Source organism: Streptococcus respiraculi (assembly GCF_003595525.1).
In the GTDB taxonomy this organism is placed as follows: Bacteria; Bacillota; Bacilli; order Lactobacillales; family Streptococcaceae; genus Streptococcus; species Streptococcus respiraculi.
The window spans coordinates 1,099,048-1,111,571 of record NZ_CP022680.1 but is presented as its reverse complement, the minus strand read 5'-3'; the positions used below and the strand labels follow the sequence as shown (position 1 = coordinate 1,111,571).

Sequence of the window (12,524 nt, the reverse complement as noted above, 5' to 3'; positions counted from 1 at the left end):
TGCCTGTTGTTAGAAAATGTAACGAGGCTGGACAGAAAGTCTTCAAATAGTGTAAAAACGCATAAAATCAGTTTTTAGAAACCTTGATTTTATGCGTTTTTTACGAGTTGTTCTCACTTAAAATTTCGTTTTTGCCAGTTTTGTTTTTCGCCTATCTATTTCACATTTTACTGTAATTTCTATTTAAAATAAGCATAGAAAATGCACTCTAGTTGAGATTATCATTCTACTGCTAATCAGATACAGAAAATATAGTGAATTAAGAAAGGAATAGGACAAGGCAAGGAGCTGCAGATAAAACTGGCATTCATCAAAGCGACTGAACGATGTCCTAACCTTTATTCAATTCACTATACTACCCCGTTTAGGACAGGCATCCTAAAATAAGGAGCAAAGGTCGCTCAACTGCTGAATCGTGATATCACTTTCTAGTCTTGTATTTGGACAGTCATGTGGTCCGATTCCTTGTAAAATATGTACCGTTCGCATTCCTACTGCCTTTGCGGGCAGAATATCATTGTCCATGCGATCTCCGATATAAATAGCATCTTCAGCTCTACAATTCGCATCCGCTAACGCAACATCAAAAATCGCTCGATTAGGCTTTTTATAACCAATCTCTTCTGAACAGATAATTTTATCAAAGAAATGGCGAATTCCAAATACTTCCAATCGCTCCTCTAAGCCTCGTCCTTGATTAGCAATAATCCCCAAGTGATAGAACTGACTAAGATAGTTCAAAGTCGGAATGACATCTGGATAGACTATCTCATCCACATGCTTCCATCTAGGACGTAGACTGGCCAGCAAACCATACCAAGACCAGGCACTTCTGATAGGGGCTTCTCCAAGTGCTGCCATCTCTTTCATTTTTTCTAAAAATTCTGCCGCAGACACCTGCTTTCCATAATCTCGTAAAACCAGTGCACACTCATTTGCAAATCGCTGATAAGAGACTGCTTCATCTACCAAAGTCGACCCTACATCAAAAAATATCCAGCGGATCATCTGTCTTCTTCCTATTTCCGCAAAAAAAGATGAGATTCCTCTCATCCTTTTTCATTATTTACCAAGCTTAGTTTTTGCTGCATCTGCAAGTGCTGTGAAAGCAGCTGCGTCATTTACAGCAAGGTCAGCCAACATTTTACGGTTTACTTCGATTTCAGCCAATTTCAAACCATGCATCAATTGTGAGTATGAAAGACCATTCATACGAGCAGCCGCGTTGATACGAGTAATCCACAATTTACGGAAATCGCGTTTTTTCTGACGACGGTCACGGTATGCATAGTAGTAAGAGTTCATTACTTGTTCTTTTGCAGTACGGAACAAGATGTGTTTTGCACCATAGTAACCTTTAGCTAATTTTAAAATACGTTTACGGCGTTTGCGCGATACAACGCCACCTTTAACACGTGCCATTTATATTTTCCTCCGAATAATTCTCTAATTTCTAGTAATTTGACTTATTTAAGTCCTGTAAGCATTGCTTTGATACGTTTGAAGTCACCTGAATGTACCATTGCTGCTTTACGAAGGTGACGACGTTGTTTTTTAGTTTTACCGTGGAAACGGTGTGAAGTATAAGCGCGGAAGCGTTTCAATCCACCAGAACCTGTACGTTTGAAACGTTTAGCTGATGCGCGGTGAGTTTTTTGTTTTGGCATTTTAATTCTCCTTTTGCTTAGTAAGCTTATTTTTTCTCTGAAGCTGGTGCCAGTTGCATGAACATTTGACGTCCATCCATCTTAGCTCTTTGCTCAATAATCGCAATGTCTTGCGTTGCTTCAGCAAATTCTGCCAAGACTTTTGCTCCAACTTCTTTATGGGTAATCATACGTCCTTTAAAACGGATGGATACCTTTACTTTGTTCCCTTTTTCAAGGAACTTACGGGCATTACGAAGTTTTGTATCGAAGTCTCCCTTATCAATAGTCGGACTGAGACGCACTTCCTTGACCGTCACAACGCTTTGTTTTTTACGTTGCTCTTTTTGTTTTTTCTGATACTCAAATTTGAACTTACCGTAGTCCATAATTTTCGCAACAGGTGGTTTAGCTTGCGGTTGAATCAACACTAAATCAACGTTAGCACTATCAGCTATCGCTTGGGCTTCGTTGAGCGGTTTAATTCCTAACTGTTCACCCTCGAGACCGATAAGACGAACTTCACGCACACGAATTTCATCATTGATGAACAAATCTTGCTTTGCTATGGCTTTCACCTCATTTTATTTTTTTCGAGAAAAACAAAGTAGACTTGCTAACACAAGTCCACCACTACATCATTATCTTTCCGAAGAAAATTTAACACGTAGAGCCAGACAACGTTAGTCGCAAGGCGAGAAGCTCTCACTTCTGCTTTTCTCAATGTTAATAGTATACCAATACTTTTTTTACTTGTCAAGAATTTCTTTTGCTTTTTTGGAAATAAATTCTACCACACCCTCAATCGATACACCTGTTGTATCAAAGGTAATGGCATCATCTGCCGCTTTTAGAGGAGCAACAGCTCGTGTACTGTCTTTATGGTCACGAAGGGCAATTTCTTCTTTCAAGCGTTCCAAGTCAGTTGGAATCCCTTTTCCCTTATTTTCCTTAAAGCGACGAAGTGCTCGCTCTTCAACAGATGCAATAAGGAAAATCTTTAACTCCGCCTCAGGAAGCACAACTGTCCCAATATCACGTCCATCCATGACAATGCCACCTTGTGCTGCAATCTGGCGCTGCAAATCGACCAATTTCTCACGAATGGGAGCAAGGGCAGAGACCAAGGAAACATTATTAGTCACCTGATTTTCACGAATGGCATGGGTGATGTCGACATCGCCGACAAAGACCAACTGCTCACCACTTTCATTGCGACCAAAGCTAATTGGAAACTGCTCTAGCAAGGCGATAATAGCTGCGCTGTCTTCTTGGTTCACCTGATGTTGTAGGGCCAAATAGGTCGCCGCCCGATACATAGCTCCCGTATCTAAATAGGTATAACCAAACTCTTTTGCAATAATCTTTGCAACGGTACTCTTGCCACTTGATGCTGGACCATCAATGGCGATTTGAATTGATTTCATAATTCCTCTTACTTAATTTTAACGATATCACCTGGGTTTGCCCACCAAGTTCCACCAGGACCTGTCATTTTATCTGGGTTTAAGCGTTCCAGTTCCTCAATTGAAATTCCCGCACGTGCTGCAATTGATCCTGCACCTTCGCCTGCCTGAACACTAAGCGTTTCACCAGCGACTGCTGTAGAAGATTGAGTTGTGTCTGCTACACGACTGCTGCTTGATTCACTTGCAGGAGCAGATGATTCTGACGACTGACTACTTGTACTTGCTGTAGAAGTTTCTTCCTTCGCGCTACTTGCTGCTGTCACTGTACTGTTGCTATTGTAAAATTCTTGAGTAGCATCTGTCTTACTACCTCCATGAGAGAGATAGACCATAGCAACGGTGGTGATAATAACAATAAATAAGAATAATACGGCTAAGATGCTCAGCACTCGGGTACTTGAGCTACCCTTGTTTGAACGACTCCTTCTACTTTCAGTAGATTGATAAATTTCCTCATTCCATGGTTCTTGTGACATGAATAATCTTTCTCCTTGTTTTTTTAATAAAATCTCATTACAATAATAATATGAAAATTACACTTTATCCAGAAAAATGTATCGCTTGTGGACTCTGCCAAACCATTTCAACTGTCTTTGACTACGATGATAATGGCATTGTCTTATTTGCTGACTCCCCTGAGGATACTAGCATCGAAGTTACTGAGCAACAAGACACGCTCCTAGCTGCTAAATCCTGTCCTACAAAAGCGATTTCTGTCGACTAGTTAGTCCTTATTCGCATAATATTCTTCAAAATAGTCCTGCGTAATCAGATGATCGGTCAAGACAATTTCCCCTTGAAAATGGGGATTGAGGGCTAGCGCATTGACAAAATACTTTTTCGGCCACTTTCGGATATAATAGACTTTTCCCTCTGGCATATCGGTCGAAAAAATTTTCACGAATAGATAGGTCACTTCAATCTTAGAAATCGTATTTATCCGAACCTTTTTTGAGGCAAAGGGATTTGCCGAAGCAATCCGTAAATACTCCTCATCGATTACAAAATACCTATGCCAACCGATCCCAAACATAATAATGACCAGAACAAATAGCTGAATAATGGTATCAGATATTCGTAACTTTTCTAATATGAGAGATAGGGCAAGAAAAGCCGGAGTAATTGCTAAGGACCAATAAATAATCGACCAGGACAATTCTGGCTGCCAGTGATATCGAATCCGACCAAATATCTTAATCATTTCGCTCCTCCTCCTACCATTTTAGCATAAAATGAGAAAAAATAGAATAGCTAAGCTATTCTCAGCACGTAGACAAATCTTATTAGGGATAGAAAAATTTTTATTTTTGAGGTTGACTACCATATAACAGAAACTCTTAGAAGTGCTGATATAGCAGTATTTCTAAGAGTTTGTTTATTTCTCAAGTAAAAGAAAAAAGATTGAAGAAAAAGTTTTTTTGAAATACTTTTCTTAGGTGGTGCGTACGGTAGCGACTTCCTGCGGAATTCCATACCTGAATTTTGAGCCCGAGGTCTCAAAATTTCCGAGTAGCGTCATGACCGATCATGACGCTACTTTACCACAGCGAAAAGTATCTGATGAGGCTCGCTCTGCTCGCGAAAATCGGAAAATCAAATGTTCAGTTAGCAGAGGTTTTGAATTTGTTTAAATAAATCTCGGGTTTATCTATGTTCTGAAGCTATTCTATTCCTAAATTACATATACCTATTTAGGAATTTCAAAGAATTCCTTTGAAAGATAATCTTTCCCCGCTACTAAATCGTATTGAACCAATCTTAAATCCTCCGCAATCTGCTTGCCCTCTTCATCAAGCTCTTTTTTATCTACACTTGCTTTGTGTAACACTTCAGTTAATAAAGCATAATAGGGTGATACTTTAGAATTTGTTTGTTCTAACATTAGTGCTGTAAAATCGCTTGAATTTACAAGTGGGTAATCTAGTTTCGGAGTCTCAAAATTACTCCAAATAAAATAATCTGTCAAATACTGACTATCTGGATTTTTTGAAAAAGTTGATTGTGGATATAGACCTGGCAAATGGTCTCCGTAAAATACTACTGTAACTTTTTTGTCTACTTTCGACAATTCATCTAAAAATTTTTTCGTAGCTTGGTCAGTTTGATAAAGTAAGCGAGAATAATAGGTAAGAGAGCTATTCTCCGATTCTGTAAGACTTTCTCCTGTTGCAACTAAATTTTCTGGTGTTTCGAAGTACCAAGGTGCATGGTTTTGCATTGTCATGACCGAAAAAAACTGATTACTATTAGTATCCAACTGATTTAATACTTCATTATAAGTTGACTCATCACTAGGATAAGCTCCTAAAGCAGCTGGCGTTTCTATCTTAACATTTCCGTTATGTAAAAATATCTGTCGATCAAAATTTAACCGCTTATAGATAACGTTTCTAGAATAATTTTTCGCATTAGCAAAATGTAGAACAATTCTATTATCCATAGAGAATTGGTCACTAATACTAGGGAATTTAGATAACCTTGGTACAATTTCCAAATAGAGAATAGAAACAAATGGTGTTAAATTATATTTAGGCAAACTTGTGAGAGTTTGAAATTCCATATTAGCGGTTCCTCCCCCATAACCGTCTGACTTCATTAAACCACTAGTTGTTTGGTTTTTGATTGCCTCTATATTTGGTAATACTTCCTCAGAAGTCATGATGCCTGGGATATGCTTTGGATTTGATAAACTTTCACTGAGCACATAAATAACCGTTTGTTCAGAAATATGATTCACTCGATTAGCATTTATTTCTTTTGAAAGCTTTTCATATTTTCGGACAATTTCACTAATGCTAGACTTTGAATATGTATTTGGTGTTTCCATAACTTTAGTTGAGAACTGTTTTATCCAAACATAGCTCAATGATTGAAATCTTGCTCGCGCATTCAAACCTTGCCAAGAAATGTCATAAACGTTATTAACCGATGATAATACAGGAATTCCTTTGGGAATGTTTCCATCTTCTTCATTAGAAAGTATCCAGCCGATACCGAAAAAAAATTGCAAAGTAACAAAAATATAGGCCACTCTCTTCCAATTATGATATATAATTTTATTTGATAGTTGCCCTAATCGCTGCAAATATATTACTAGCAGCACGAGTAAGATAATCCCCAAAATAATGGGACCTATGTCTATTGAAACAAATTCTGACAGTGCTTGAAGCTCCTTCCACCAAGACAAATCTGTAGGTAAAAAAGGCTCACTTCTCATTTCAAATTTAACACTATTGACAAAACTAATGAAAAAACCTAGACCAATATTTAAAATAGTTCCTAACACATAGCGATTACATAGAAGATAAATAATTAAAAAAATGTTGGTCAAAATAAATATTTGGAAAATCGTAGCACCTGAAACAATGTAATAGTCATACCATTTCCCATATTCAGTAATGCCAATTTGAATATAATAGTTATAGATTGTACCTAAAATCAGACTTGTCGTGAGAGATAAAGCTAAGCTTGCCTTATTTTTAAATAAATTTTCACAAGACTTTATAAAAACATAAGATAGAATAGAAGCTACCACATAAGCTAGTAAAATATAAATAAATAAATGTCCAAAAACCGTACCTCTATCTTTCAAATCTATTGGAAGCAAACGATTCGTCAATATTCTGTCTTGCATTTGACTACTGGTCAGGATAAAAGATGTCAAAAACTGACTTAACATCAAACGTTTCATTTTCCTAACGCTACTGCTATCTATATAGGAAGGGAAATATATTTCCCTACATACTCTTAAAAGAAAAGAGAATAATAGAATAATAATCGTAATCCATAAAAAATTACTTTGCCAAAAATGATTTTTCGAAAATTGTTCCCAAAGAAATTTTTTATCATTGATTTTTAATGTCATTTGTATAAAATAAGCAGAAATCAAATAGAGAAGATATAAAATCGAAATTTCAAAAAATGATTTTACCGAAGTAGAAATTGATAATAAAAACACCAGCATCGTAATAGAAAAGACAATACCTATCTGATAATATTGTTCCAAATGAAAAGATTTTAATATCCCTGCTCCTATGATACTATATGTGATTTCTCGATAGCTTAGAATATAAAATGAAATTATTGCAAAAAAATAATATATATTTCGTTTTATGAACACAGCCTATTCCTACACTTCATATTTTTTACTCTTCTCTAACGAATACTGACTATTATCCGCAGATAAATCCACTTTATTCGCTAAACGAATGCCACGCCATTTTTCCAAATGGAATAATGGGTTGACAGCTAACCAATATAATTTTCGTTTCCACGAAAAATCGCGATCTCTGCAAATTCGTACAGAATCTTTCAAATTATCTTTAAATGCTGTCACCCATACAGTCACTAAAGAGATCCGATTTGTTGTACCACTATTTACACGAATACTGTATGTTTCATCAAAGATTCGTTTTTTATAGTTTGACAAAAGAACATCGTTAGAATGCTCTACAATTGCTTTAGCGTTATAAACTTTGATATAGCCTGCATCTACAATATCTTTTCCATACTCGTAATCTTCAGAATAAGCTACCGGACGATAGCCAATCTGATTGACCAAAAACTCACGAGGAGCTGCTGAGCACACATCGCTATAAAAAGACTCTTTGGTGTATTTTCCTTTTAATGCTTCATCCGAACGTGTCCAAAAAGTTAGAGCATCTTCAGCCCCCTGCTCACGAAATACTGCTTCAATATCATATTTCATCGCTGGAAAACAGGTTAAACGAGGCTTCTGACGTGCGACAACCCCCGCTATATGAGGATTTAGGGCAAATGGAGCAACCATCTCTGTCAGCCAATTTTCATTATAAGGAACCGCATCTTGACTCAAATAAACCATGATTTCTCCCGAGGAGATTTCTGCTGCCATTTGGCGCGTTCCTCCATGAGAATAATCTTCTTTAGCAATTTTCTTTAATTGAAGATTGCCATATTTCTTAGCAAATCGCTCAATGATTTGCACAGAGTTATCTCGAGATCCTGAATCTGTAATAAGTACATCCCAGTCAAAATCGGTTTTTTGTCGATAGAGTGCTTCTAAAGTCTCTTCCAAATGATCCTGTTCTCCATTATATACAGGAATAAAGACCGTCGCTTTCTTTTCTTTAGCCATGAGTCACCTCACGCAAAATAATCTCTTCTACTTTTTTATAACTCTCTTCCCATGATGTACCTTGATATTTCTGACTCATTGCTTCAGCATGCTCATTGATGTTCGTTTTTTCTACTACTTGACACAGCTTAGCAGCTAAGTCAACAGGATAAGCTTCTGCATAAACAATATCTGTATTTTCACCTAACACCTTCGTATTATTATCCCCTGTATTCATGACTGGTACACATCCTGCAACTAAGAGTTCAAGTGGAAGAAGAGAAACATTTGTCAAAGAAAGAACTAAGCAAGCAACACTTTCGTGATAAATTTCTGCTAGTTCTTGTTTATTTAAGATACCTCTATCTGTAAATTCAAATGGAATATCATAATTTGACATATCTTGTCCAAAAAACTCAATCTCATATTCTGGATGTTTTTCCTTGAATATTTTCAAAGCCATGACACCTAACTCGAATCCACGACGCTCTGTATGAGCACGAGCATAAAAGGAGATTTTTTTCTTTTTTGACATTTTAGCCTTAGGCTTATACACATCAATATCTGCCCCAAAGTTAAAATAATCTGCTTCCATACCATATTCTTTAACCTTATCAGATAGCCAGGCTCCAGCTGTAATTCCATAAAATCCAAATTTATAAGTAGCTTCTGCTAATTTGTAACGAGAGCCAACTCCATAAAATATTGGTTCAAAATCTTGAACAAAATAAAATTTATGTAGATTTTCACCAGTCAAATTAAATACAGCATAGGCTGTCTCCCAACTAGTCGCAAAAACAACATCCTCATCTTGAAACTCTTCCAATTCCTTAACTGGAATATTGAGTTTGTAAGAACGTTCAAAAATATCCTGAGCTTCTTTTGCAGATTGAGGAATCGTATTATTCCTATAAATATAAAAAGTCAACCGATGTCCCTGAGATTGGAGATATCGTACAAATCGTGAAATAGTCGTATGACCCCCTCCACCTGGTCCAACAGGAGGCGTCACCCATGCTATATTCAATCGTTTTTTGTCCAATTTTTCTGGTTTCACATACGGACGATGAATATAATCTGCCCTCATTAAATCTTCAAATTGAGGCATAACAGGGATCTCTGACATATTCATTTTTGATGGCGTAGTTCCTACAACTTGCCCACCATTCTTTAATTTATGACAGATTTTTCTTAAGGTAGCTCTAGCACCTTCATTATGGTAAGAATTCATTAACTTATTTAACATATTCGTTTTTACTTTCGTTTAGATTGAATAAAATTTGTAATAGCTCTCAATGGTTGTGTTATCTTCCAACTTTTAGAATTTAATAGAGATAGATGACGAGACTCTAGTTCTTTCAACATCACTACCATAACTTCCATTTCAGCCTCTAACTTTTCCTTTTCTTTTTCCAACTCTCTATATTTTTCTTCCGTTAGTTTTCTACTATCGTCAATATCAAAGACTGATTTTTCGAGCTCTGATTTAATAGTCCATAGTTTTTCCATATAATTTCGGATAGGACTCGTTTCAATAGTATGTCTATAAAAATCAACAGTTTTTTCAGTATCTACCAAGGCAAATTCTTGATGTAAATGCTGCCTTTTCTCTTCCGGCCAATCTTTCGTATAGAAACCGTATTGTTGTTTCAAATGACTATCATACTGTTTTGAGACTGGGATTTGACTCGTTTCAAAAGGAAAATATTGATAATCTAAAAATTCCTCTTTCGGATAATGTTCTCCAACTGGATTAGCAACATTTAAAATCGTCTCAGCTTCGTCAAAAGAATAACGATGAAGTATATCTTGCATTCTTTCTATATATTGAGAAATCACTAACTCATCTGTCCCAAACAACCGCTGACGATATAATGCATCTCCGACTTCGTATATATCTTCAATAAATGGATAAATATCTCCATTCGGAGCACCTATTAACGGAAATATATCAACAAAAATACCTGTAAATGAATCTGGTCTATTCAACAAATTATTAGACGTAAACATAGAATGAGTATCATAGACTTTGATTCCCAAAATATCAGAATGTAACGTTGTTAGACCATCAAAAACTGCAATATCCTCACACTCTGAATTCTGAATGATATCCACCAATTTTTCTAAATCATTGATTGGCATAACCAGGTCTATATCATCATCCCATGGAATAATCCCTTGCCATAATACAGCTCCAATCTTAGTTCCACCTGCTGCAAAATAGCGTAAATTATTCTCATCACAAATTCGTTTCACTTCCTCATATACTTGAAACATTTTTCTCTGAACAGGATCCATTCCCTTATCTCTCCCAGTTTCCTTTCAATTTTAACAATCCATTATCATGTTTTTCACCACGAATAGCAAAATGGACAATGTCTTCTTTTTCTATAAATGCATAAGGAATGAATTCCTTATACTGTTCATCAAATTGGAACAAAGAAGCTGTCAATTCAAAATTTCGATTATTAAAATCAGATAGTGGCAACTCATAATCAAAAGAGTGAATCCCCTTTTTCTTAGAGGTAATCTTCCACTTTTTATCCTCATCGTAAATACCATCATTAATAACAGAAGAAGTTTTATCCGTGTTTTCGTCAATCAAGGAAATTCCAAAACTAACAGGAACGTCTTCCGGTGTATAGTAAGAAATTCTAGCTTTCAACATATCTTGACTAGATAAGACAGTCTTAGAGAGTAATTCTATTTTAATCCAAGGCTTATCAATATCATTATCCTGTTGCTCATCCTGATTACGGCTCTCTAAATTTTTCATCGTGTAATAATTAGCAACCTCATCTGGCGAACTGTTTAAGACAACTTTCCCATCTTCTAACATGATTGCCTTATTACAAAATTTCTTAGCAGAGTCCATCGAATGAGTAACAAGTATGACTGTCTTCTTTTCTTCTTTGAGTTGTCGGAAATAATCAAAACACTTCCTCTGGAAAGCTTCATCTCCAACTGCTAATACTTCATCCAAAATAAGAATATCACCCTGCGCTTTGATGGCAATTGAAAAAGCTAAACGCACTTGCATTCCACTAGAATAATTCTTCAATTTCTGATCCATAAACTCTTCTAATTCTGCAAATTCTACAATATCATCATACATCGCTGCGATTTCTTCTCTAGAAAAGCCCAGAAGTGCACCATTCAAATAAACATTTTCACGTCCTGTCAATTCTGGATTAAATCCTACCCCAAGCTCAATAAAGGGAACCAAAGTCCCATTTACAGTAACTTTTCCAGACTCAGGTGTATAAATTTGGGAAATAACTTTTAGAAGTGTTGATTTTCCTGATCCGTTTCGTCCAATAATGCCAAAAAAATCTCCTTTTTCAACTTCAAAAGAAACATCCTCTAAGACATGTTGCTCTTTATATCCTTTGACTCCCCTAAAGTAATTAACCAAACTCGTACGCAAACTTTGAGTAGATTCTGTTGGTAAACGGAAAGACTTACTCACCTGTTCGACTTTTAAAGCAATTTGTTTTTCTGTCATTATAAAATCTCCGCAAATTTCTTAGATTTTCGTTTAAAAAGAACATATCCAAATACAAAGACTGAAATAGATAGCACATAAGGAATGACTAAAAAAATCTTATTTTCAAAGATATCCCATGAAATTGTTGCTCCAGAATAAACAATAAAATGTCTTAACTCTTGGATAATCTGAGCCAACGGATTCATCATCATTAATTTTGCAATAGTCATATGCCCCCGTTGAATAATATAAGTAAGGGAGTAAATAATCGGTGTCGAATACATCCCTGCTTGCAAAATAACTTCCCAAATCGGACCAATATCACGATACCTCACAAAAAATGTTGCTAGAATAAATGCAATTCCTGTAGCAAATAACGACAATTCTAAAAAGAGAGGAATAATCACCAATACTTGCAATGTAGGCGCTACCCCATTGATTAAGGCAAACACAAATACAACAAATAAATTAATTGAGTAGTTAATGGCAGCATTGACAATGGAAGAGAACACAATAATCTCTTTTGGAAAATTAATTTTTCTCAGTAAGTCACCACGAGAAGCAATTGATAACATCCCCATATTGGTCGCTTCCGTAAAGAAGTTCCACGTCACCATACCGAGTAGCAAGCTAACTGCATAATGAGGAGTTCCGTCATCAAAACGTAAAAACCGGACAAATACAAGATACATAATCGTAAATAGCAAAAGTGGCTTTAAAATTGACCACAAATGACCAATCAAACTCCCTTGATAACGAAGTTTGAAGTCCGTTTTGACCATTTCTTTTAATAAAATCATATTTTTTTTATCAAACAAATTCATTAT

Annotated in this window: 14 protein-coding genes and 1 other annotated feature; of the genes, 1 reads left to right on the top strand and 13 read right to left on the bottom strand. The window is 36.0% G+C overall.

What is annotated here, in order from left to right; all coding sequences use genetic code 11:
• Positions 1-378 precede the first annotated feature (378 nt).
• The 6 genes from CHF41_RS05605 to CHF41_RS05580 all read right to left on the bottom strand — a co-directional run bounded on the left by CHF41_RS05605 (position 379) and on the right by CHF41_RS05580 (position 3,591).
• Positions 379-1,008 carry an HAD family hydrolase gene (locus CHF41_RS05605; RefSeq protein WP_162911922.1) on the bottom strand — a complete coding sequence of 210 codons (630 nt, stop codon included), beginning with the start codon at positions 1,006-1,008 and terminating at the stop codon, positions 379-381.
• Between the two features lie 54 nt (positions 1,009-1,062).
• Positions 1,063-1,422 (bottom strand): 50S ribosomal protein L20, encoded by a 360-nt coding sequence (gene rplT / locus CHF41_RS05600; protein ID WP_119876367.1) that lies wholly within the window; start codon positions 1,420-1,422, stop codon positions 1,063-1,065.
• 44 nt (positions 1,423-1,466) lie between these two features.
• Positions 1,467-1,667, bottom strand: coding sequence for a 50S ribosomal protein L35 (gene rpmI / locus CHF41_RS05595; RefSeq protein WP_003025048.1), 201 nt, complete (start codon positions 1,665-1,667; stop codon positions 1,467-1,469).
• 26 nt (positions 1,668-1,693) lie between these two features.
• Positions 1,694-2,224, bottom strand: coding sequence for a translation initiation factor IF-3 (gene infC, locus CHF41_RS05590; protein ID WP_075098933.1), 531 nt, complete (start codon positions 2,222-2,224; stop codon positions 1,694-1,696).
• A gap of 15 nt (positions 2,225-2,239) precedes the next feature.
• Positions 2,240-2,369: a sequence feature (ribosomal protein L20 leader region), on the bottom strand.
• A 26-nt stretch (positions 2,370-2,395) separates the two neighbouring features.
• A complete protein-coding gene (gene cmk / locus CHF41_RS05585) occupies positions 2,396-3,073 on the bottom strand; it encodes a (d)CMP kinase (protein ID WP_119876366.1) in 678 nt (225 codons plus the stop codon).
• Positions 3,074-3,081: 8 nt separating this feature from the next.
• Positions 3,082-3,591 carry an SAG1386/EF1546 family surface-associated protein gene (locus CHF41_RS05580; RefSeq protein WP_119876365.1) on the bottom strand — a complete coding sequence of 170 codons (510 nt, stop codon included), beginning with the start codon at positions 3,589-3,591 and terminating at the stop codon, positions 3,082-3,084.
• A 50-nt stretch (positions 3,592-3,641) separates the two neighbouring features.
• Between CHF41_RS05580 and CHF41_RS05575 the strand changes: the two genes are divergently transcribed.
• The gene (locus CHF41_RS05575) at positions 3,642-3,839 is read left to right on the top strand and encodes a ferredoxin (protein ID WP_119876364.1); all 198 of its coding nucleotides are present in this window, start codon (positions 3,642-3,644) and stop codon (positions 3,837-3,839) included.
• Here the strand turns inward: CHF41_RS05575 and CHF41_RS05570 are convergent, their stop codons facing one another.
• From CHF41_RS05570 to CHF41_RS05540, 7 genes are all read right to left on the bottom strand, one after another.
• Entirely contained in the window at positions 3,840-4,316 is a 477-nt protein-coding gene (locus CHF41_RS05570) for an EbsA family protein (protein ID WP_119876363.1), read from the bottom strand.
• A gap of 486 nt (positions 4,317-4,802) precedes the next feature.
• Positions 4,803-7,235: an LTA synthase family protein gene (locus tag CHF41_RS05565; RefSeq protein WP_119876362.1), complete on the bottom strand. Its 2,433-nt coding sequence runs from the start codon at positions 7,233-7,235 to the stop codon at positions 4,803-4,805.
• Between the two features lie 9 nt (positions 7,236-7,244).
• Positions 7,245-8,231, bottom strand: coding sequence for a glycosyltransferase family A protein (locus tag CHF41_RS05560; RefSeq protein WP_119876361.1), 987 nt, complete (start codon positions 8,229-8,231; stop codon positions 7,245-7,247).
• Complete coding sequence (locus CHF41_RS05555) at positions 8,224-9,456, bottom strand: rhamnosyltransferase WsaF family glycosyltransferase (RefSeq protein ID WP_119876360.1); 1,233 nt, start codon at positions 9,454-9,456, stop codon at positions 8,224-8,226. The genes CHF41_RS05560 and CHF41_RS05555 overlap by 8 nt, the downstream gene beginning before the upstream one ends.
• Positions 9,457-9,464: 8 nt before the next feature.
• Entirely contained in the window at positions 9,465-10,508 is a 1,044-nt protein-coding gene (locus CHF41_RS05550) for a LicD family protein (RefSeq protein ID WP_119876359.1), read from the bottom strand.
• A gap of 4 nt (positions 10,509-10,512) precedes the next feature.
• Positions 10,513-11,715, bottom strand: coding sequence for an ABC transporter ATP-binding protein (locus CHF41_RS05545; RefSeq protein WP_119876358.1), 1,203 nt, complete (start codon positions 11,713-11,715; stop codon positions 10,513-10,515).
• Positions 11,715-12,521 carry an ABC transporter permease gene (locus CHF41_RS05540; RefSeq protein WP_119876357.1) on the bottom strand — a complete coding sequence of 269 codons (807 nt, stop codon included), beginning with the start codon at positions 12,519-12,521 and terminating at the stop codon, positions 11,715-11,717. The genes CHF41_RS05545 and CHF41_RS05540 overlap by 1 nt, the downstream gene beginning before the upstream one ends.
• Between the last annotated feature and the right edge of the window lie 3 nt (positions 12,522-12,524).